The organism is Comamonas flocculans (assembly GCF_007954405.1).
Classification (GTDB): Bacteria; Pseudomonadota; Gammaproteobacteria; order Burkholderiales; family Burkholderiaceae_C; genus Comamonas_C; species Comamonas_C flocculans.
Map to the genome: position 1 here is coordinate 1,643,487 of NZ_CP042344.1, position 18,457 is coordinate 1,661,943.

At 69.2% G+C, this 18,457-nt stretch carries 18 protein-coding genes; 13 read left to right on the forward strand and 5 right to left on the reverse strand.

Going from position 1 to position 18,457, the window contains the following annotated elements; all coding sequences use genetic code 11:
• Positions 1-199: 199 nt before the first annotated feature.
• Together FOZ74_RS08005 and FOZ74_RS08010 are read left to right on the forward strand one after the other, a co-directional pair.
• A complete protein-coding gene (locus tag FOZ74_RS08005) occupies positions 200-580 on the forward strand; it encodes a hypothetical protein (RefSeq protein ID WP_146912568.1) in 381 nt (126 codons plus the stop codon).
• Positions 577-2,400: an FG-GAP repeat protein gene (locus tag FOZ74_RS08010; RefSeq protein WP_222434192.1), complete on the forward strand. Its 1,824-nt coding sequence runs from the start codon at positions 577-579 to the stop codon at positions 2,398-2,400. The genes FOZ74_RS08005 and FOZ74_RS08010 overlap by 4 nt, the downstream gene beginning before the upstream one ends.
• 110 nt (positions 2,401-2,510) lie before the next feature.
• Here FOZ74_RS08010 and FOZ74_RS08015 read toward each other — a convergent pair whose 3' ends face one another.
• Positions 2,511-3,572 (reverse strand): NAD(P)H-dependent flavin oxidoreductase, encoded by a 1,062-nt coding sequence (locus tag FOZ74_RS08015; protein WP_146912569.1) that lies wholly within the window; start codon positions 3,570-3,572, stop codon positions 2,511-2,513.
• Positions 3,573-3,704: 132 nt separating this feature from the next.
• On the opposite strand from FOZ74_RS08015, the gene FOZ74_RS08020 reads away from it, so the two are divergent.
• The 4 genes from FOZ74_RS08020 to FOZ74_RS08035 all read left to right on the forward strand — a co-directional run bounded on the left by FOZ74_RS08020 (position 3,705) and on the right by FOZ74_RS08035 (position 7,752).
• Positions 3,705-4,958 carry a YbfB/YjiJ family MFS transporter gene (locus FOZ74_RS08020; RefSeq protein WP_146912570.1) on the forward strand — a complete coding sequence of 418 codons (1,254 nt, stop codon included), beginning with the start codon at positions 3,705-3,707 and terminating at the stop codon, positions 4,956-4,958.
• A complete protein-coding gene (gene mnmE / locus FOZ74_RS08025; protein ID WP_146912571.1) occupies positions 4,955-6,352 on the forward strand; it encodes a tRNA uridine-5-carboxymethylaminomethyl(34) synthesis GTPase MnmE in 1,398 nt (465 codons plus the stop codon). Before FOZ74_RS08020 ends, mnmE begins: the two co-directional genes overlap by 4 nt.
• A gap of 111 nt (positions 6,353-6,463) precedes the next feature.
• On the forward strand, positions 6,464-6,958 hold the full coding sequence (locus tag FOZ74_RS08030) for a Crp/Fnr family transcriptional regulator (protein ID WP_146912572.1): 495 nt from the start codon (positions 6,464-6,466) through the stop codon (positions 6,956-6,958).
• Positions 6,959-7,023: 65 nt separating this feature from the next.
• Complete coding sequence (locus tag FOZ74_RS08035) at positions 7,024-7,752, forward strand: hypothetical protein (RefSeq protein ID WP_146912573.1); 729 nt, start codon at positions 7,024-7,026, stop codon at positions 7,750-7,752.
• An 11-nt stretch (positions 7,753-7,763) separates the two neighbouring features.
• Here FOZ74_RS08035 and FOZ74_RS08040 read toward each other — a convergent pair whose 3' ends face one another.
• The gene (locus FOZ74_RS08040) at positions 7,764-8,321 is read right to left on the reverse strand and encodes an adenine phosphoribosyltransferase (RefSeq protein ID WP_146912574.1); all 558 of its coding nucleotides are present in this window, start codon (positions 8,319-8,321) and stop codon (positions 7,764-7,766) included.
• 88 nt (positions 8,322-8,409) lie between these two features.
• Here FOZ74_RS08040 and FOZ74_RS08045 point away from each other — a divergent pair, with 88 nt between their 5' ends.
• Genes FOZ74_RS08045 through FOZ74_RS08060 form a run of 4 tightly spaced genes read left to right on the forward strand, consistent with a single transcriptional unit; the run spans position 8,410 to position 11,379 of the window.
• Positions 8,410-9,408: a KpsF/GutQ family sugar-phosphate isomerase gene (locus FOZ74_RS08045; protein ID WP_146912575.1), complete on the forward strand. Its 999-nt coding sequence runs from the start codon at positions 8,410-8,412 to the stop codon at positions 9,406-9,408.
• The gene (locus FOZ74_RS08050; RefSeq protein WP_146912576.1) at positions 9,408-9,971 is read left to right on the forward strand and encodes a KdsC family phosphatase; all 564 of its coding nucleotides are present in this window, start codon (positions 9,408-9,410) and stop codon (positions 9,969-9,971) included. Before FOZ74_RS08045 ends, FOZ74_RS08050 begins: the two co-directional genes overlap by 1 nt.
• Positions 9,968-10,600 (forward strand): LPS export ABC transporter periplasmic protein LptC, encoded by a 633-nt coding sequence (gene lptC, locus FOZ74_RS08055; RefSeq protein WP_146912577.1) that lies wholly within the window; start codon positions 9,968-9,970, stop codon positions 10,598-10,600. Before FOZ74_RS08050 ends, lptC begins: the two co-directional genes overlap by 4 nt.
• Positions 10,597-11,379, forward strand: a complete 783-nt coding sequence (locus FOZ74_RS08060; RefSeq protein ID WP_146912578.1) for an SDR family oxidoreductase — start codon at positions 10,597-10,599, stop codon at positions 11,377-11,379. The genes lptC and FOZ74_RS08060 overlap by 4 nt, the downstream gene beginning before the upstream one ends.
• A gap of 67 nt (positions 11,380-11,446) precedes the next feature.
• Here FOZ74_RS08060 and rbp read toward each other — a convergent pair whose 3' ends face one another.
• Together rbp and recQ are read right to left on the reverse strand one after the other, a co-directional pair.
• Positions 11,447-11,854, reverse strand: a complete 408-nt coding sequence (rbp, locus tag FOZ74_RS08065; RefSeq protein ID WP_146912579.1) for an RNA-binding regulator — start codon at positions 11,852-11,854, stop codon at positions 11,447-11,449.
• A gap of 227 nt (positions 11,855-12,081) precedes the next feature.
• Entirely contained in the window at positions 12,082-14,001 is a 1,920-nt protein-coding gene (gene recQ / locus FOZ74_RS08070) for a DNA helicase RecQ (protein ID WP_432417475.1), read from the reverse strand.
• 92 nt (positions 14,002-14,093) lie between these two features.
• On the opposite strand from recQ, the gene FOZ74_RS08075 reads away from it, so the two are divergent.
• Positions 14,094-15,128 carry a homocysteine S-methyltransferase family protein gene (locus FOZ74_RS08075; RefSeq protein WP_146912581.1) on the forward strand — a complete coding sequence of 345 codons (1,035 nt, stop codon included), beginning with the start codon at positions 14,094-14,096 and terminating at the stop codon, positions 15,126-15,128.
• Between the two features lie 73 nt (positions 15,129-15,201).
• Here FOZ74_RS08075 and argC read toward each other — a convergent pair whose 3' ends face one another.
• Entirely contained in the window at positions 15,202-16,134 is a 933-nt protein-coding gene (argC, locus tag FOZ74_RS08080; RefSeq protein WP_146912582.1) for an N-acetyl-gamma-glutamyl-phosphate reductase, read from the reverse strand.
• A 206-nt stretch (positions 16,135-16,340) separates the two neighbouring features.
• Between argC and sucC the strand changes: the two genes are divergently transcribed.
• Positions 16,341-17,501 (forward strand): ADP-forming succinate--CoA ligase subunit beta, encoded by a 1,161-nt coding sequence (gene sucC / locus FOZ74_RS08085; RefSeq protein WP_146912583.1) that lies wholly within the window; start codon positions 16,341-16,343, stop codon positions 17,499-17,501.
• Between the two features lie 15 nt (positions 17,502-17,516).
• The gene (gene sucD, locus FOZ74_RS08090; protein ID WP_146912584.1) at positions 17,517-18,410 is read left to right on the forward strand and encodes a succinate--CoA ligase subunit alpha; all 894 of its coding nucleotides are present in this window, start codon (positions 17,517-17,519) and stop codon (positions 18,408-18,410) included.
• Positions 18,411-18,457 lie beyond the last annotated feature (47 nt).

Sequence of the window (18,457 nt, forward strand, 5' to 3'; positions counted from 1 at the left end):
AGATTCGACCCGGTGATCTGATGGCGCTTGCGTGGCGCCCGCATTCGCAGCGTGACGGCGAACCCGGGCATTGCCGCGTTCTCGATGGCGCCGCGCGGGCACGGGCACGCCCTTTTCATTCACTTTGGGGAATGGCGCAGCCCGGCGCGCTGGCCCACCATGGCCGCAATCCTGTATCCATTCGCAAAGGAGCGCCGCCATGAGAGAGAGACCCCGCCACCCTGTCGGCCGCTGGCTGATGTCCGCCCTGCTGGCCAGCGCCGCAGCCCTCTCCGCCTGTGGTGGTGGCGGCGACGCCACCGACCCATCCCTTCCCCCATCTCCGCCATCCGCTGGCACCTTCAAGCTCGATACCGAGCTGAGCGGCTTGCGCGCGGACCGCAGTCTGAGCCTGCGCATCACGCTCGACGGCCAGGCAGCGCCGGTTGAACGCACGCTCACCGAAAACGGCCTCAGCACGCTCCATGCCGGCCCTGCGGGCGGCTTCGGGCTGCACTGGAGCGCCTGCCCGACGGCCAGGACTGCGCCCTCAGTCCCGCCAGCGGCACGCTGGCTGCCGGCACGGCGCCGGTGCAGGTGAGCTGCACCGACCTGAGCTACCGCCTGGGCGGGCTGCTGGCCAGCCTGCCTGCGGGCGCCAGCGTGCAGTTGCGCAACAGCGCCACCGGCGAGGTGATCGCGCTGAACGCCGCCGGCCCCTTCCAGTTCAGGCAAACCTTGCTTTGGGAGCAGGAATACAACATCACCGTGCTCAACCAGGCCGGCGGCCCCCTGTGCCTCATCACCGGCGGCAACGGCACGATGCGGGGCGATGCCCTGCACGTCGGCGTCAGTTGCGTCACCGTCGATGGCGGGCCTTCGGCACCGGCCCCGGCACCCGCCGTTTCGCCGAAACCGACCGTCCCCGCCAACCTGTCGGTCGGCTACCACGTCAAGGGCTACCAGTTCACCTGGGATCCGGCGGTCTACGCCGACTACTACGAGCTTGCCGAAGACCCCGACGGCGCCGGCCCCCTGCCCGAATCGCCCATCGGTGGCCCGCTGGCGAGCGCCAGCTACAAGCACAGCCTGGCACCCCAGTTGCTGCACCAGCGCCTGAACGCCAGCTACCGCGTGCGCGCCTGCAACATCGGCGGCTGCAGCGACTGGAGCGCGCCGCTGGTGCCCGACCTGACGCAGGCCATCGGCTACTTCAAGGCCAGCAATACAGGTACCGGAGATTATTTCGGCGCCGCTTTAGCTCTCTCAGCCGACGGCAACACGCTGGCTGTGGGCGCGAGTTCTGAATCCAGCAACGCTACCGGCATCGGCGGCAACCAAGCCAACAATTCCGCCGGCAACGCTGGGGCCGTCTACGTATTCATCCGCAGCGGCAGCACCTGGAGTCAACAAGCCTATGTCAAAGCCAGCAACACCAACGGGGACGACCGGTTCGGCTACAGTCTTGCCCTTTCGGCCGATGGAAACACTTTGGCCGTAGGTGCCGTTACCGAAGCCAGCAACGCTACCGGCATCGGCGGCAACCAAGCCAACAATTCCGCCAGCAACGCTGGGGCCGTCTACGTCTTCATTCGCAGCGGGAGCACTTGGAGCCAACAAGCCTATGTCAAGGCCAGCAACACGGACGAGGAGGACATGTTCGGCCACAGCCTTGCGCTGTCGGCCGATGGGCACACCCTGGCCGTAGGTGCCATCTTTGAAGACAGCAACGCTACCGGCGTCGACGGCAATCAAGCCAACAATTCCGCCAGCAACGCTGGGGCCGTCTACGTCTTCATTCGCAGCGGGAGCACCTGGAGCCAACAAGCCTATGTCAAGGCCAGCAACACCAATGCGGGTGACAACTTCGGCGCAAGCGTGGCCCTGTCAGCCGATGGCGGGACGCTGACCGTAGGCGCGGCCTATGAGCAGAGTAACGCCACCGGCGTTGGCGGTAACCAGGCCGACAATTCAGCCTTCGGCGCTGGCGCCGTCTATGTCTTCACCCGTAGCGGAGGTACCTGGAATCAGCAGGCTTACGTCAAGGCCAGCAACACCGGCCCCGGCGCTGAGTTCGGTTATAGCTTGGCCCTGTCGGCCGATGGAAACACCATGACTGTCGGTGCCAGGGGAGAACGGAGCAAGGCCACCGGCATCGGCGGCAACCAGGCCGACAATTCAGCTTTCGGCGCAGGCGCCGTCTACGTCTTCACCCGCAGCGGCAGCACCTGGAGCCAGCAGGCTTACGTCAAGGCCAGTAACACTGGCATGGACGACATATTCGGCCCAGGCCTTGCCCTCACTTCCGACGGTCGCACGATGGCCGTGGGCGCCTACCAAGAAGACAGCAAATCCGCCGGTATTGGTGGCGACCAGGCAGACAACAGCGCGCCGCTTAGCGGCGCCGTCTACCTGTACTGAAGTTGAAAGCCCGGCGCAAGGCGGTCCCGGGCCGCCATCTGCGTCCCCTTCGGTCACCGAAGGGGACGTTTGTCCCAAGAGCATGGGGGTTCTCGCGCAAGTTGATCACCTCATGCCGCGCGCCACTCTTTTTCCAGCACCTCCACCAGCTCTCTCGCAGGCAGCACCCGCGATGCGCCCACGCCCTGCCCGGCCCACAGCGCCATGCGCCCGCCATCGCCCGCGGCGGCGGCCGCCTTGCGCACCGGACCCATCAGCGCGTTCTGGATCGGGTAGGCGGGCAGCGCGTCTTCTTCGGGCCCCAGCTCGCGCATCGCGGCGTTGACGATGCCGCGCGCCCAGCGGCCCGAGAAAGCGCGGGTCAGCCGCGTGTCGCTGCCCTGGGCTTGCGCCAGCGCCTCGCGCCAGGCGGGCACCAGCGCCGACTCCGGGCAGGCGAGAAAGGCCGTGCCCAGCTGCGCCGCCTGCGCGCCCAGCGCCAATGCCGCCGCGATGCCGCGCCCGTCCATGATGCCGCCGGCCGCGATCACCGGAATGGAGAGCGCATCGACGCATGCGGGCACCAGCGCCATCGTGCCGATCTGGCTCGCCGTCCAATCGTCCGCCGTGTGTGCGAGAAAGGTGCCGCGGTGCCCGCCGCCCTCGACGCCGCTGGCGACCACCGCGTCCGCGCCGACGTTCTGCCAGGCGAGTGCCTCCGCCACCGTCGTCGCGGTGCCGACGACGAGGCAGCCCGCGCGATGCAATTGCTCGACTTGCGCCGCCGAGAGCAGGCCGAAGGTGAAGCTGGCCACCGCCGGTCTGAGTTCCAGCAGCGCCTGCCACTGCGCGTCGAAGTCCTGGCACCAGCGCGCGGGCGGCGTCAAAGGCAGATCAAAGCGCGCGTACAGCGGCGCCAGGCGTTGCAGCGCCGCCTGCACCTCGGCCGGTTCGGGCGCGGGGTTTTCAAGAACGAAGAGGTTCATCGCGAAGGGCCGGTCGGTCATCCCGCGCACCTCGGCCGCGGCCTCGCGCATCGCGGCGGGCGAGCGCGCGCCGCAGCCGAGCGACCCCAGCCCCCCGGCGCGCGAGACGGCCGCCGCCAGACGGGGCGTGTCCGAGCCCGTCATCGGCGCCTGGATGATGGGAAGCGTGATGCCTATGCGTTGCAGCAGGTGCGGTGTAGCCGTCATGGTCCGGGTCTCGAAGGGGTCTGGAGAAGGGGCTTGGAGCCTGTCGGACCTGGAGCGTCGATGTCCAGGTCCGACAGCCTCCTTGGTATGCGATGATTTCCGCCGCCATCTTACGGCGCGATCCGCTCCTTCATGCCCACCCTGCCGCTTGCCCACACCGCCCCGCGCTGGCACCAGCGCCCCTGGGCCGTGGCGCTGGCGGGGCTGCTGGCGCTGGCGGTGGCAATGGGGGTCGGGCGCTTTGCCTTCACGCCGCTGCTGCCGATGATGCTGCACGACGGCGTGGTGACGCTGGCCGGAGGCAGTTGGCTGGCGACGGCCAACTACATCGGTTACCTGGCGGGGGCCATCGCCTGCAGCGCGCTGCCCTGGCTGGCGCCCGGCCTTTACGCGCGCCTGGGGCCGGCGCCCTTGGCGCGCGCCGGGCTGGTGGCCACCGTGGCGTTGACCGCGGCGATGGCCCTGCCACTGCCCGCGAGCTGGCCCACGCTGCGCTTTGCCGCGGGCGTGGCCAGCGCCTTCGTGCTGCTGAACGTGGCGGCGTGGTGCATGGTGCGTCTCACGGCGCTGGGGCGGCCAGGCATGGGTGGGCTGATCTTCGCCGGGCCGGGTCTCGGGATCGTGTTGACCGGCCTGGTGGCGAGCCTGATGGTGTGGCTCGATTGGCGCGCGGCCACGGGCTGGCTGGTCTTCGGTGCGCTGGCCGTGCTCTGGTGCCTGCCGATCTGGCCGGTGATGCGCGGGCGCGCCGACCTCCGTGCGCCCACGGCCGCCACACCGTCCGCCGTCCCGAAAAACACCGGCGCCGCCGCAGGCACGCGGCTGGCGCGCGGCCTGCACGCGCTGGGCTATGGCCTGGCGGGGCTGGGCTACATCGTCACCGCCACCTTCCTGCCGGTGATCGCGCGCACGGCGCTGGCGCCCGACTCGCCCTGGCCCGATCTGTTCTGGCCGATGTTCGGCGTCGGCGCCACCGTCGGCGCGGTGCTGAGCGCGCGCACGCCCGAGCGCTGGGACCGGCGCTGGCTGCTGGCGCTGTGCTATCTGGTGCAGGCGCTGGGCATCGCACTCGGCCTGTGGTGGCCGACGGCGGTGGGCTTCGCGGCAGGCAGCGCGCTGCTGGGCCTGCCCTTCCTGGCGCTGGTGTTCTATGCGATGCAGGAGGCGCGGCGGTTGTGGCCGGCGGCGGCGGACAGCTTCATGAGCCTGATCACCGCGGTCTACGGCCTGGGCCAGATCATCGGCCCGCCGATCACCGCCGCCCTGCTGGCGGCGCATGGGCAGGCGCGCGGCTTCGTGCTCGGGCTCACCTTCGCGGCGCTGGCGCTGGTGCTGGGCGCGCTGATCTACGTCGCGTCGGCGCTGGCGTGGAAGGCCGCACGATGACGCCGCTGGCGCGCCATGGCGACCCGATCGCCGCGATCGCCACCGCACCCGGACGCGGCGCGGTGGGCATTGTGCGGGTGTCCGGCCAGGGCCTGGCGGCGTTCGCAAGTGCGCTGCTCGGGCGCGAGTTGGCCGCGCGCCAGGTGCATTACCTGCCCTTCCCCGATGCACGCGGCGAGGCCATCGACCGGGGTCTGGCGTTGTGGTTTCCCGCGCCGCACAGCTACACCGGCGAGGACGTGCTGGAGTTGCAGGCGCATGGCGGGCCGGTGGTGCTGCAACTGCTGCTCTCGCGCTGCCTGGAGGTGGCGCAAGGCGTGCTGCCGCGCCTGCGCCTGGCCGAGCCGGGCGAGTTCACCGAGCGTGCCTTCCTCAACGACAAGCTCGACCTGGCCCAGGCCGAAGCCGTCGCGGACCTGATCGACGCCAGCACCGAGACGGCGGCGCGCAGCGCGGCGCGATCCTTGTCGGGCGCGTTTTCCACCGAGGTACACGTGCTGCGCGACGCGCTGGTGCACCTGCGCATGCTGGTCGAGGCGACGCTGGATTTTCCTGAGGAGGAAATCGACTTCTTGCGCAAGGCCGACGCGCGCGGGCAGCTATCAAAATTGCAGGAACAGGTGGCGGCGGTGCTGCGCCAGGCCCGCCAGGGCGCGCTGCTGCGCGAGGGCATCACCGTGGTCATCGCGGGGCAGCCCAACGTGGGCAAGAGCTCGCTGCTCAATGCGCTCGCCGGGGCGGAGCTGGCCATCGTCACGCCGATCGCCGGCACCACGCGCGACATGGTGCGCCAGACCATACAGATCGAGGGCGTGCCGCTGCACGTGATCGACACCGCCGGCCTGCGCGAGAGCGCCGACGAGGTCGAGCGCATGGGCATCGCGCGCGCCTGGCAGCAGATCCGCCAGGCCGATGCCCTGCTGTTCCTGCACGACCTGACGCGCCGCGGTGACGCCGGCTACGAGCGCGCCGAGGCGCAGCTGGCGGCCGAGCTGGGCCAGGGGCCGGGGCGCGCCACCCGCGTGATCGACGTCTGGAACAAGGCCGACGCCGCCCCCGAAGGCGTCGTGGGGTCGGGCACGGCGGGCGTGGTGCTCTCGGCGCGCACCGGCCAGGGGCTGGCCGAGCTGCGCCGCGCGCTCTTGCAGGCCGTGGGCTGGCAGGCCGCGCCCGAAGGCGTGTTCATCGCGCGCGAGCGGCATCTGCAGGCCCTGCAGGCGCTGCGGCAGCACCTGCGCCAGGCGCTGAAGTGGCTGGATGCGCCCGAGCCGGCGCTCGACCTGCTGGCCGAGGAGCTGCGCCTGGGCCAGCAGGCGCTGGGCGCGATCACCGGGGAATTCACCGCCGATGATCTGCTGGGCACGATTTTTTCGCGTTTTTGCATCGGCAAGTAGGCGTGCTGGCTGGCGCGCGCTGTCGTGCCGGCGCGACGCGCTCCCCGGTGGGCGGCGGCGGACACTGCTTTCGCTTGCCAGAGTGGCGCAGTCGCGCTACCTTGTGGAGCCATGTCCAGCGAGCACTACTCCCCGACGACCATAGACCAGCTGCAGGCGCTGGTGAGCGCGATCCAGCAGGCGCCCGAGGGCGACAGCCTGGGCGGCGGGCTCAGCGCGGCCCAGTGGGCGCTGGTGGCGCCCTACCTGCAGCCGCTGGAGCTGGGACCGAGCCAGGTGCTGTTCGACCAGGGTAGCACCGACCGCTCGCTCTACCTGATCGAAAGCGGCTCGCTGAGCGTGCACTACCAGGACGCGAAGCAACGCGTGCGCCTGGCCATCGTCGGCAGCGGCTCGGTGGTGGGCGAGGGGGCCTTCTTTTCGCACCGGGCACGCAGCGCCACGGTGCAATCCAATGGCGTGAGCCGGCTGTGGGGCCTGACGCCATTGCGTTTCGGCGAGTTGTCCAACCGCCAGCCGACCGCGGCCCTGGCGCTGGTGATGGCCGTCGGCGGCGTGCTGGCCAAGCGCCTGGCGAACCGGCGCCTGCGGGTGGCGGCAACTTGATTGGGCATTCGCGGGTCGGACGTTAAACTGCACCGCTGCCGACCCATACGTTTTCAGAGGTAAGCATGTCGCTGCTGAGCTGGCTTTTCCCGTCCAAAACCAAAGGCGCGGTGCGCAATGCGTCGCCTGCCGCGCAGGCCGGGGCCGAGCGCTCGGCCAGTGAACGCACGCAGCGGCGCGAGCATCTGTACCTGGCGGTGCGCGATGCCATGGTGCGCTCGGCGGTGCTCTCCTCGGGCTACAAGTTCAAGGTCCTCTCGCTCGACACGGAGGGGCGCCAGTTCCTGGTGATGATAGACATCGCTCCGGGCTACGGTGCCGACACCGCGCGCCAGGGCCAGATGGAAGAGCTGCTGGTGCGCACCGCCAAGTCGCGTTTTCACGTGGAGGTGTCGGCGGTCTACTGGCGCCTGAACACGGCGCTGGCGGGGCCGGACCGGCCGCTGGTGGTCACGCCCTCGGTGGCGATGGCTCCGGAGCCGCCGCCAGCTCCCGTCCAGGCGCCCGCGCCGGCGGTGGCTGCGCCCGCCCCCGCCCCGCTTGCGCCTTCCGCCCCCGAGCCCGCATCCGAAGACGACGCCGACTTCGAGCCCATCGCGCCGGACGAGGTCGAGGCTTTCAAGCAGGCGCTGCGCAGGTCCGCGCCACCGCCCGCGCCCGTGGCTCCGCCCAAGGTGCAGCCGGGTCGCAGCGAAGGCGGCGCGGCGGCCGACGGTTTCGTCGATACCTTGATCGTGGACGAGGAAGAACGCGCCTCGCGTCTGGGCGCAACCCAGTACGGCGAGCTGCGCTGAACCCGGCCCGCTCAGTTCCCGCCGCCGAAATCCACCAGCGTAAACAGCGCCAGACCGGCTTCGCGCAGCCGCTGCGAGCCCCCAAGCTCGGGCAGGTCCACGATGGCCGCGCCCTCGAAGACCTCGGCGCCGAGCTTTTCCAGCAGCTTCTTGCCGGCCATCATGGTGCCGCCGGTGGCGATCAGGTCGTCCACCACCAGCACCCGGTCGCCGGGGCGCACCGCGTCGGCGTGCAGTTCCACCGTGGCGCTGCCGTATTCCAGCTCGTACGTTTCCTGCACCGTGGTGAAGGGCAGCTTGCCCTTCTTGCGTATCGGCACGAAGCCCAGGCCGAGCTCGTAGGCCAGCACCGAACCGATGATGAAGCCGCGGGCGTCCAGCCCGGCGACCACGTCCGGACGCTGAGCGCGGTCCATGTAGCGGTGCACGAAGGTGTCGATCAGCACGCGAAAGACGCGCGGGTCCTGCAGCAGCGGGGTGATGTCGCGAAACTGCACGCCCGGCGCCGGCCAGTCGGGCACGGTGCGGATGTGTGAGCGCAGGTAGTCGGTGATGCTGGGCGTGGGCATGGCGTCCTGGGGTGGTGGCCGGCGGGCCGGCCGGTGTCGGGGCTGTGGCAGGCGCTATTGTGCGATGCTGCGCCGATAGAATTTGCCCATGACCCCTGCCACCGACACCCTGCCCGTCGACGCCGCGCGCATCCTGCGGCTCGGGCGCGAAGCCTGCGCGATCGAGGCCCTGGCGCTCGAGCAGATGGGCCAGCGCCTGGGCGCGCCCTTCGTGGCCGCGGTGCAGCGGATCCTGGCCACGCGCGGGCGGGTCGTGGTCATGGGCATGGGCAAGAGCGGGCACGTCGGGCGCAAGATTGCCGCCACGCTCGCCTCCACCGGCACGCCGGCCTTCTTCGTGCATCCGGCCGAGGCCAGCCACGGCGACCTCGGCATGGTCACCGCCGACGACCTGGTGCTGGCGCTGTCCTACAGCGGCGAGAGCAACGAGATCACCCTGCTGCTGCCGGTGCTCAAGCGCCAGGGCGTGCCGCTGGTGGCGCTCACCGGCGGCCTGCAGTCGTCGCTCGCGCGCCATGCAGACATCGTGCTGGACTGCAGCGTGCAGCGCGAAGCCTGCCCGCTCAACCTCGCGCCCACCGCCAGCACCACCGCGCAGATCGCCATGGGCGACGCACTGGCCGTGGCGCTGCTGGATGCGCGCGGTTTCCGCTCCGAAGACTTCGCGCGTTCGCATCCGGGCGGCGCGCTGGGCCGGCGGCTGCTGACCCTGGTGCGCGACGTCATGCGCGCGGGCGAGCAGGTGCCGCGCGTGCCGCCCCAGGCCGACTTCAGCACGCTGATGCGCGAAATGAGCGCCAAGGCCGTGGGCGCGGCCGCCGTGATCGATGCCGATGGCGCGCCCCTGGGCATCTTCACCGACGGCGACCTGCGCCGGCGCATCGAGGCCGGGGCCGACCTGCTGCACCTGCAGGCCGCACAGCTCATGCATGCGGCGCCGCGCATCATCGCGGCCACCGCGCTGGCCGCCGACGCGGCCCAGCTCATGGAGCAGCACCACATCACCAGCGTGCTGGTGGTCGATGCGCACGGCAAGCTGGTGGGCATCGTGCACATCGGCGACCTGCTGCGCGCCAAGGTCATCTGATGGCCGAGCCGTTGCCGCCGCTGGTGCCTGTGCCCGAATTCGCGCCGCAGCTGCTGCTGCGCACCCAGCCGGTGCGCGCCCTCATCCTCGACGTCGACGGCGTGCTCACCGACGGCGGTTTGTACTTTTCGGGCGAGGGCGAGGTGCTCAAGCGCTTCGATTCGCTGGACGGCCACGGCCTGAAGCTGCTGCAGCAGGCCGGCATCACGCCCGTGGTGGTGAGCGGGCGCGACGCGCCGGCGCTGCGCGTGCGCCTGGCCGCGCTGGGCATCACGCACCAGCGCCTGGGCGTCGAGGCCAAGCTGCCTGCCGCGCAGGCCCTGCTGGCCGAGCTGGCGCTGGGCTGGGGCGAGGTGGCGGTGATCGGCGACGACTGGCCGGACCTGCCCTTGCTGCGCCGCGCCCAGTTGGCCTGCGCGCCGGCGCAGGCGCATGCGCAGGCACGCGCACTGGCGCACTACCGCACGCTGGCCGCGGGCGGGCACGGCGCGGTGCGCGAACTGTGCGACCTGCTGTTGACCGCGGGCGGCCACTACGCGCGGCTGCTCGCGCAGCTGCCATGAAGGTGCTGAGCTGGCCGCGGGCGTGGGAGCGCATCACGCTGTATCTGCCATTGAGCCTCATGGGTTTGCTGGCGCTGGGCACCTGGTGGCTGGTGCGCAATGCTCCGCAGGCGCTGCCGGCCCAGACCCAGAGCGCTCCGCGCCACGAAGCGGACTACTACATGCGCGACTTCGCAGTGCGCTCCTTCGACGCCGAAGGACGGCTGCAAAGCGTGATCAAAGGGGGTCTGGCACGCCACTTTCCGGACACCGACACGCTGGAGATCGAACAGGTGGACATCCGCTCCACCGGTGCCGATGGCCGCGTGATGACCGCCATCGCGCAGCGCGGCCTGAGCAATGCCGACGGCTCCGAAGTGAGCCTGCTGGGCGACGCGGTGGTCGAGCGCAACGCGCCGGCCGTGGCCGGGCAGCGTAGCAGGCCGGCGCTGCGCCTGGAGGGCCAGGCATTGCACGCCTGGGTGGAACAGGAGCGGGTGCAGTCGCACGAGCCGGTCACGCTGATCCAGGGCGGCGACCGGGTGACGGCCGACACCATGGACTACGACAACAAGTCCGGCGTGCTCAAGATGGATGGCAACGTGCGCGGCCTGGTGCAACCGCGGCGCGCCGGGGCCGCGCCGCGATGAGCGCGCCCGCGCCCCTGGTCTTCATCACCGGTGCCTCCAGCGGCATTGGCCAGGCGCTGGCAGAACGCTACCTGGCCGACGGCTGGCGCCTGGCGCTGGTGGCGCGCCGGGGCGAAGCGCTGCAGGCCTGGCGCCAGGGCGCCGGCGCAGGGTCCGAGCGCTGCACCATCCATGTGGCCGACGTCACCGACGCTGCGGCCGTCGCGCGGGCCGCGCAGGCCTGCATGCAGCATCAGGGCGTGCCCGACGTGGTCATCGCCAATGCCGGCATCAGCGTCGGCATGGACCCGGCCCGGGCCGAGGACCTTGCGGTACTGCAACAGCTTCTAGGCACCAACGTGGGCGGCCTGGCCGCGACGCTGCAGCCCTTCGTCGCGCCCATGATGCAACGCGGGCATGGGCGCCTCGTGGGCGTGGCCAGCGTTGCCGGCGTGCGCGGCCTGCCCGGGCATGCGGCGTATTGCGCCAGCAAGGCGGCCGTGATCAGCTATTGCGAGAGTCTGCGCAGCCAGCTGGCCGGCAGCGGCGTGCGCGTGCTCACGCTGTGTCCGGGTTTCGTTGCCACGCCGCTGACCGCGCGCAACCGCTATGCGATGCCTTTTTTGCTCGATGCGCCGGAATTCGCCCGGCGGGCGCGCCGTGCGATAGCCGGACGCGCCAGCTACCGCGTCATCCCCTGGCAGATGGGGCTGCTTGCGCGCATCTTGCCGCTGCTGCCCGATGCGGTGTTCGATCGCCTGATGGCCGCGCAGCCGCGCAAGCGGCGCGCGGGGGAGTGAGGTTGGCGAGCGGCGCGGACAGCAAAAAGGCTCCCGCAGGAGCCTCTTTTCAAGCAGAGCGCGCGTTTCAGTAACCGCCGCCGTCGTAGCCGCCGCGGCCACCGCCGTTGCGACCACCGCCGCCGTAGGGGCTGCGAAAACCGCCGCCGCCTTCACCGCGGCCGCCACCGAAGCCACCGCCACCGCTGCGGCCACCGCCAAAACCGCCGGAACGCGGAGGGCGCGGCTCCATCGGACGGGCCTCGTTGACCACCAGGCTGCGCCCGCCCAGAGGCTGGCCGTTCATGCCGTTGATGGCCTGCTGCGCCTCGGCGTCGCTGCCCATTTCGACGAAGCCAAAGCCCTTGGAGCGACCGGTGTCGCGCTCCATCATGACCTTGGCGCTGGTGACCGCACCGAATTGGCCAAAGGCCTGTTGCAGATCTTCGTCGCGCACCGAATAAGGCAGATTGCCGACGTACAGTTTGTTGCCCATGAAATGGGACTCCTAATAAACAAAAAATGGAACCACGGAGTCCCGAAACCGCCACCAGTGAATCACCTAAGAAGCCCTATGCGCGAAAACCGACGGATCACCGTAACCTTCTTGGCGGGCGCACGCCCACCAATACGTTACTGTTCTGCAATTCGCGGGGCGGCGCAAGCGGTTTTTTCGGGGAAATCGTGCAATACGCAACACAATCGCGAAAAAACCGCCCTGATTCAGTCCTGCGCCGAGCGGCAGACCTCGATGACCTGCGCGCCGTAGGCGTCCAGGCGCTTGGCCCCCATGCCGGCAATGCCGTCCAGATCGGGCAACGCGCGCGGGTTGCGCTCGGCAATCGCCGCCAGCGTCGTGTCCTGGAACACCACGTAGGCGGGCAGGCCGTGCTCGCGCGCCACTTCGGCGCGCCAGGCCTTGAGGTTGATGAAGCGCACCTGGGCCTCGGGGCCGAGCGCGGCCGCCGCGGCTGCCACGCCCGCGCGCCGTGACCGGGATTTGCCGCGGGCCGCGGCGCTGGACTGGCGCAGCAGCACCTGCTGCTCGCCGCGCAGCAGGGACCGCGCCTGGGCGCCCAGGGTCAGCGTGTCGAAGGCGTGCCCGCTGTCGAGCACGACGCGGCGCACCTCGGCCGCGCCCAGGGCGAGCAGCTGGCGCAGCACCGCGCGCAACTGCCTTTCGGAATAGGCGGCGCCCAAGCCGAAGGTGGACAGCCCTTCATGGCCGAACTGGCGCACCTTGTCGCTGGCCTGGCCGCGCACAATGTCCATCAGGTGCCCCATGCCGAAGCTCAGGCCGCTGGCCTGATGCACGCGGTAGATGGTGGACAGCAGCTTGCGGGCGGCGTCGGTGCCATCCCAGACGGCGGGCGGGTGCAGGCAGTTGTCGCAATTGCCGCAGGGCCCGGACGTCTCGCCGAAGTAGGCGAGCAGCCGCTGGCGGCGGCAGTCCGTGGCTTCGGCCAGCGCCAGCAGCGCGTCGAGCTTGCCGCGCAGCACCGCCTTGAATTCCTCGGCCGCCTCGCCTTCGTCGATCATGCGCCGCTGGTTCACCACGTCCTGCAGGCCGTAGATCATCCAGGCGTCGGCCGCCAGGCCGTCGCGCCCCGCGCGCCCGGTTTCCTGGTAGTAGCCCTCGATGTTGCGCGGCATGTCCACGTGGGCGACGAAGCGCACGTCCGGCTTGTCTATGCCCATGCCGAAGGCGATGGTGGCCACCATCACGATGCCGTCCTCGCGCAGGAAGCGGTCCTGGTGGGCCTGGCGCAGCTCGGACGGCATGCCGGCGTGGTAGGGCAGCGCCTGCACGCCCGCGTCCGCCAGCGCCCGGGCCATTTCCTCCACGCGCCGGCGCGACTGGCAGTAGACGATGCCGGCCTCGTGCGCGTGTTCCTGAGCGATGAAGCGCAGCAGCTGGGCCAGCGGCTCCTTCTTTTCCTCGACGTGGTAGCGGATGTTGGGCCGGTCAAAGCTGCTGATGAACAGGCGCGCCGCCTGCAGTTGCAGGCCTTCGAGGATGTCCGCGCGCGTGAGCGCGTCGGCGGTGGCCGTGAGCGCGATGCGCGGCACGCCCGCATAGCGTTCGGCCAGCAGCGCCAGCTGGCGGTATTCGGGGCGAAAGTCGTGGCCCCACTGGCTCACGCAGTGCGCCTCGTCGATGGCCAGCAGCGCCAGCTGCCCGCGCGCGTGCAAGCCGTCCAGCAGCGCCAGGAAGCGCTCGGTCATCACGCGCTCGGGCGCGGCGTAGAGCAGCGTGAGTTCGCCCTCGGCCGTCTGCTGCTCCACCTTCAGCGTCTGCGGCCAGTCCAGCGTGGAGTTGAGAAAGGCCGCGGCCACGCCCGCCTCGCGCAGCGCGCCCACCTGATCGTGCATCAGCGCGATCAGCGGCGAGACCACGACGGTGATGCCGCACCCCGCGCGCTGGCGTGCAATCGCCGGAATCTGGTAGCACAGGCTTTTGCCTCCGCCCGTGGGCATGAGCACCAGGGCGTCACCGCCGGCGCTGACGTGCTCGACGATGTCCGCCTGCGGGCCACGGAAAGCCTCGTAGCCGAAAACCTCGTGCAGGATGTAAAGTGAAGAAGACAAGAAAACTATCCGAAAGATAGCTGCCAGCGCTTGCGGGGCAAGCGTTTGAGCCATATTTCTTTCAAAAAATCCGATGGGGTCGTGGTGACCGGGTGCGGCGCCTATTGTCCGGCACGCGCGCAGCCTTGCCTTCCTACAATCGCCGCATGACTCTTCCCGCCTACACCCGAGCGCAGCAACTGCCCGCGCTGCTGCGCCAGCGCATCCTGATCCTGGACGGTGCCATGGGCACCATGGTGCAGCGCCTGAAGCTGACCGAGGCGCAGTTTCGCGGCGAGCGCTTCAAGGACTTGCGCAAGGACGTCAAGGGCAACAACGAGCTGCTGGTGCTGACCCGGCCGCAATGCATCACCGACATCCACGAAGGCTATCTGGCCGCCGGCGCCGACCTGATCGAGACCGACACCTTCGGCGCCACCAGCGTCGCCCAGGCGGATTACGACATGCAGCATCTGGCGCGCGAGATGAACGTTGCCGCCGCCCGGCTGGCGCGCGCCGCCTGCGACAAGTTCAGCACGCCCGAAAAACCGCGCTTCGTCGTCGGGGCGCTGGGCCCCACGCCCAAGACCGCCAGCATCAGCCCCGACGTGAACGATCCCGGTGCGCGCAACATCACCTTCGAAGACCTGCGCGCGGCCTACCATGAGCAGACCAGCGGGCTGATCGAGGGCGGCGCCGATGTGCTGATGGTCGAGACCATCTTCGACACGCTCAACGCCAAGGCGGCGTTGTTCGCGATCGAAGAAGTCTTCGACGAAACCGGCGAGCGCCTACCGCTCATCATCAGCGGCACCGTCACCGACGCGTCAGGCCGCATCCTCTCGGGGCAGACCGTCACCGCCTTCTGGCACAGCGTGCGCCACGCCAACCCGCTGGCCGTGGGGCTGAACTGCGCGCTGGGCGCGGCGCTCATGCGCCCCTACATCCAGGAGCTGGCCAAGGCCGCGCCCGACACCTTCATCAGCTGCTACCCCAATGCCGGCCTGCCCAACCCGATGAGCGACACCGGCTTTGACGAAACGCCCGAGGTGACGAGCCGATTGCTGCACGAATTCGCCGCCGAGGGGCTGGTGAACATCGTCGGCGGCTGCTGCGGCACCACGCCCGAGCACATCCAGGCCATCGCCCAGGCGGTCGCGCCGGTGGCTACGCGCCGGCTGTTCTATCCGGCCGAGGCGTGAAGCTGCTTTTGATAGCTGGTGGCGACCGCCTGGCAAGCGTCAAAGCCTTGTTTGGCTTGCAAACCTGACCAGACTACATGCCCAGCATGATCTTCAGGTTCTGCACCGCCGCGCCGCTCGCGCCCTTGCCCAGGTTGTCCAGGCGCGCCACCAGCACCGCCTGGCGGTAGTCCTCATTGCCGTAGACGCGCAACTCCAGGTGGTTGGTGTCGTTGAGGGCCAGCGCATCGAGCTTGCCGCTCTCGGTGGCGGGCAGCACCTGGACGAAGTGCTCGGGCGTGTTGGTGCGGGCGTAGTGGGCGGCCAGCACCTCATGCAGGTCGGAGGCCCTGGGCGCGCCGCTGAGCAGGTCCAGGTGCAGCGGCAGCTCCACCAGCATGCCCTGGCGGAAATTGCCCACGGCCGGCACGAACAGCGGGCGGCGCTTCACGCCGGTGTACTTCATGATCTCGGGCAAGTGCTTGTGCGACAGGCCCAGCGCGTAGAGCTCGTAGGGTGCGGCCTCGCCTTTTTCATAGGCTTCGATCATGCTGCGCCCGCCACCCGAATAGCCGCTGACCGAGGGCAGCACCAGCGGGTAGTCGTCGGGGATCAGTCCGGCGTCCACCAGCGGGCGCAGCAATGCGATGGCGCCGGTGGCGTAGCAGCCGGGGTTGGCCACGCGCTCTGCGCTGCGGATCGCTTCGAGCTGCCCGGGGGCGAGTTCGGGAAAGCCGAATACCCAGCTCTCGGCGGTGCGGTGGGCGGTGGAGGCGTCGATGATCTTGATGCGCCGCCCGCCCTCGGCGGCGATGGCATCCACCATGGCCACCGTCTCGCGCGCCGCATCGTCGTGCAGGCACAGGATGACCAGGTCCACCCCGGCGACCAGGGTCCGCTTGGCCTGCGCGTCCTTGCGCAGCAGGGGGTCTATGCTGACCAGCTCGACGCCGGCGAGCTGTTGCAGGCGCTCGCGAATCTGCAGGCCGGTGGTGCCGGCTTCGCCATCAATGAATACCTTGGCCATGGGTGTGCTCCTTGGGGCGGTGGGGCAAGGCGGGTGCCGGGCGCCTTGCCTGTGTTGCGTCGCAACATGATACATTTGCCGATTGCCGAGGTCGTCGTGCCCCTGCGCTCGCAGCCGCGCCACGACCCCTGACCCGATCCCGCGCTCCTGGCAAGCGCTCTTCGGCAGCACGGGTAAGACACCATCCTTCCATTGAGAGAGCCCTCATGAAGATTCACGAATACCAAGGCAAGGAAATCTTGCGCAGTTTCGGCGTGCCCGTTCCACGGGGCATTCCGGCGTTCACGGTGCAAGAGGCCGTCGAAGCCGCCCAAAAGCTCGGCGGCCCGGTCTGGATCGTCAAGGCCCAGATCCATGCCGGCGGCCGTGGCAAGGGGGGTGGCGTGAAGGTGGCCAAGAGCATCGACGAGGTCAAGACCCTGGCGGGCCAGATCCTGGGCATGCAGCTCGTCACCCACCAGACTGGGCCGGAAGGCCAGAAGGTGCGGCGCCTGTACATCGAGGACGGCGCGGACATCCAGAAAGAGTACTACCTTTCCGTCGTGACCGACCGCGAAACGCAGAAGGTGGCGTTCATCGCGTCGAGCGAAGGCGGCATGGACATCGAGGAAGTGGCGCACAAGACGCCCGAGAAGATCATCAAGGTCTTCGTCGATCCGCTCGTCGGCCTGACCGAGGCGCAGGGCCAGGAGCTGGCCCGCGGCGTGGACATGCCGCAGGAGTCGACCGCGCAGTTCGTGGACGTCTGCCAGAAGCTCTACAAGTGCTACATGGAAACCGACGCCTCGCTGGTGGAGATCAACCCGCTCAACCGCGACAGCAAGGGCCACATCATCGCGCTGGACGCCAAGTTCAACTTCGACAGCAACGCGTTGTTTCGCCACCCCGAGATCGTTGCGCTGCGCGACCTCGATGAAGAAGATCCGGCCGAAGTGCAGGCGAGCAAGTTCGACCTGGCCTACATCAGCCTGGACGGCAACATTGGCTGCCTGGTGAACGGCGCGGGCCTGGCCATGGCAACGATGGACACCATCAAACTCTTCGGCGCCGAACCGGCCAACTTTCTCGACGTGGGCGGCGGCGCCACCCCCGAGAAGGTGACCGAGGCGTTCAAGATCATGCTCAAGAACCCCAAGGTCAAGGGCATCCTGGTCAACATCTTCGGCGGCATCATGAAGTGCGACACCATCGCCACCGGCGTCATCACCGCCTGCAAGGCCGTGAACCTCTCGGTGCCGCTGGTGGTGCGCATGAAGGGCACCAACGAGGAACTGGGCAAGAAACTGCTGGCCGAGTCGGGCCTGCCCATCATCAGTGCCGACACCATGGCCGAAGCGGCCACCAAGATCGTCGAAGCCGTCAAGTAAGACCGGGAGCATTTCATGTCGATTTACATCAACAAAGACACCAAGGTCATCACCCAGGGCATCACCGGCAAGACGGGCCAGTTTCATACCGCCAAGTGCCAGGAATACGCCAATGGCAAGAACTGCTTCGTCGCCGGCGTCAACCCCAAGAAGGCTGGCGAGAAGATCTTCGACATCCCGATCTACGGCACCGTAAAGGAAGCGGCGAAGGAAACCGGCGCCACCGTGAGCGTGATCTACGTGCCGCCGGCGGGCGCCGCCGCGGCCATCTGGGAAGCGGTGGAAGCCGACCTGGACCTGGCGATCTGCATCACCGAAGGCATACCGGTGCGCGACATGCTGCAGCTGCGCAACCAGATGAAGGCCAAGGAAGCCAAGGGTGGCAAGAAAACCCTGCTGCTCGGCCCCAATTGCCCCGGCCTGATCACGCCCGACGAGATCAAGATCGGCATCATGCCCGGCCACATCCACAAGAAGGGCCGCATCGGCGTGGTGTCGCGCTCGGGCACGCTCACCTATGAGGCCGTGGCGCAGCTGACCGAGCTGGGCATCGGCCAGTCCACCGCCGTCGGCATCGGCGGCGACCCGATCAACGGCCTCAAGCACATTGACGTGATGCAGGCCTTCAACGACGATCCCGACACCGACGCCGTGATCATGATCGGCGAGATCGGCGGCCCCGACGAGGCCGACGCCGCGCGCTGGTGCAAGGCCAACATGAAGAAGCCCATCGTCGGCTTCATCGCGGGCGTGACGGCACCGGCCGGCAAGCGCATGGGCCACGCGGGCGCGCTGATCTCGGGCGGTGCCGACACGGCCGAGGCCAAGCTGGCGGTGATGGAAGAGTGCGGCTTCAAGATCACGCGCAACCCTTCGGAGATGGGGCGCCTGCTCAAGACGCTCATCTGAGCGCTGCGGAACCTGAAGGAGACAAGGCCAGCTGTGCATTCAGCTGG

Excerpts from the sequence above, each read along its gene's own strand:
- FOZ74_RS08005 (WP_146912568.1), top strand. The coding sequence starts at position 200 with ATGAGAGAGAGACCCCGCCACCCTGTCGGCCGCTGGCTGATGTCCGCC.
- FOZ74_RS08015 (WP_146912569.1), bottom strand. The coding sequence starts at position 3,572 with ATGACGGCTACACCGCACCTGCTGCAACGCATAGGCATCACGCTTCCC.
- FOZ74_RS08020 (WP_146912570.1), top strand. The coding sequence starts at position 3,705 with ATGCCCACCCTGCCGCTTGCCCACACCGCCCCGCGCTGGCACCAGCGC.
- mnmE (WP_146912571.1), top strand. The coding sequence starts at position 4,955 with ATGACGCCGCTGGCGCGCCATGGCGACCCGATCGCCGCGATCGCCACC.
- FOZ74_RS08030 (WP_146912572.1), top strand. The coding sequence starts at position 6,464 with ATGTCCAGCGAGCACTACTCCCCGACGACCATAGACCAGCTGCAGGCG.
- FOZ74_RS08035 (WP_146912573.1), top strand. The coding sequence starts at position 7,024 with ATGTCGCTGCTGAGCTGGCTTTTCCCGTCCAAAACCAAAGGCGCGGTG.
- FOZ74_RS08040 (WP_146912574.1), bottom strand. The coding sequence starts at position 8,321 with ATGCCCACGCCCAGCATCACCGACTACCTGCGCTCACACATCCGCACC.
- FOZ74_RS08045 (WP_146912575.1), top strand. The coding sequence starts at position 8,410 with ATGACCCCTGCCACCGACACCCTGCCCGTCGACGCCGCGCGCATCCTG.
- FOZ74_RS08050 (WP_146912576.1), top strand. The coding sequence starts at position 9,408 with ATGGCCGAGCCGTTGCCGCCGCTGGTGCCTGTGCCCGAATTCGCGCCG.
- lptC (WP_146912577.1), top strand. The coding sequence starts at position 9,968 with ATGAAGGTGCTGAGCTGGCCGCGGGCGTGGGAGCGCATCACGCTGTAT.
- FOZ74_RS08060 (WP_146912578.1), top strand. The coding sequence starts at position 10,597 with ATGAGCGCGCCCGCGCCCCTGGTCTTCATCACCGGTGCCTCCAGCGGC.
- rbp (WP_146912579.1), bottom strand. The coding sequence starts at position 11,854 with ATGGGCAACAAACTGTACGTCGGCAATCTGCCTTATTCGGTGCGCGAC.
- recQ (WP_432417475.1), bottom strand. The coding sequence starts at position 14,001 with ATGGCTCAAACGCTTGCCCCGCAAGCGCTGGCAGCTATCTTTCGGATA.
- FOZ74_RS08075 (WP_146912581.1), top strand. The coding sequence starts at position 14,094 with ATGACTCTTCCCGCCTACACCCGAGCGCAGCAACTGCCCGCGCTGCTG.
- argC (WP_146912582.1), bottom strand. The coding sequence starts at position 16,134 with ATGGCCAAGGTATTCATTGATGGCGAAGCCGGCACCACCGGCCTGCAG.
- sucC (WP_146912583.1), top strand. The coding sequence starts at position 16,341 with ATGAAGATTCACGAATACCAAGGCAAGGAAATCTTGCGCAGTTTCGGC.
- sucD (WP_146912584.1), top strand. The coding sequence starts at position 17,517 with ATGTCGATTTACATCAACAAAGACACCAAGGTCATCACCCAGGGCATC.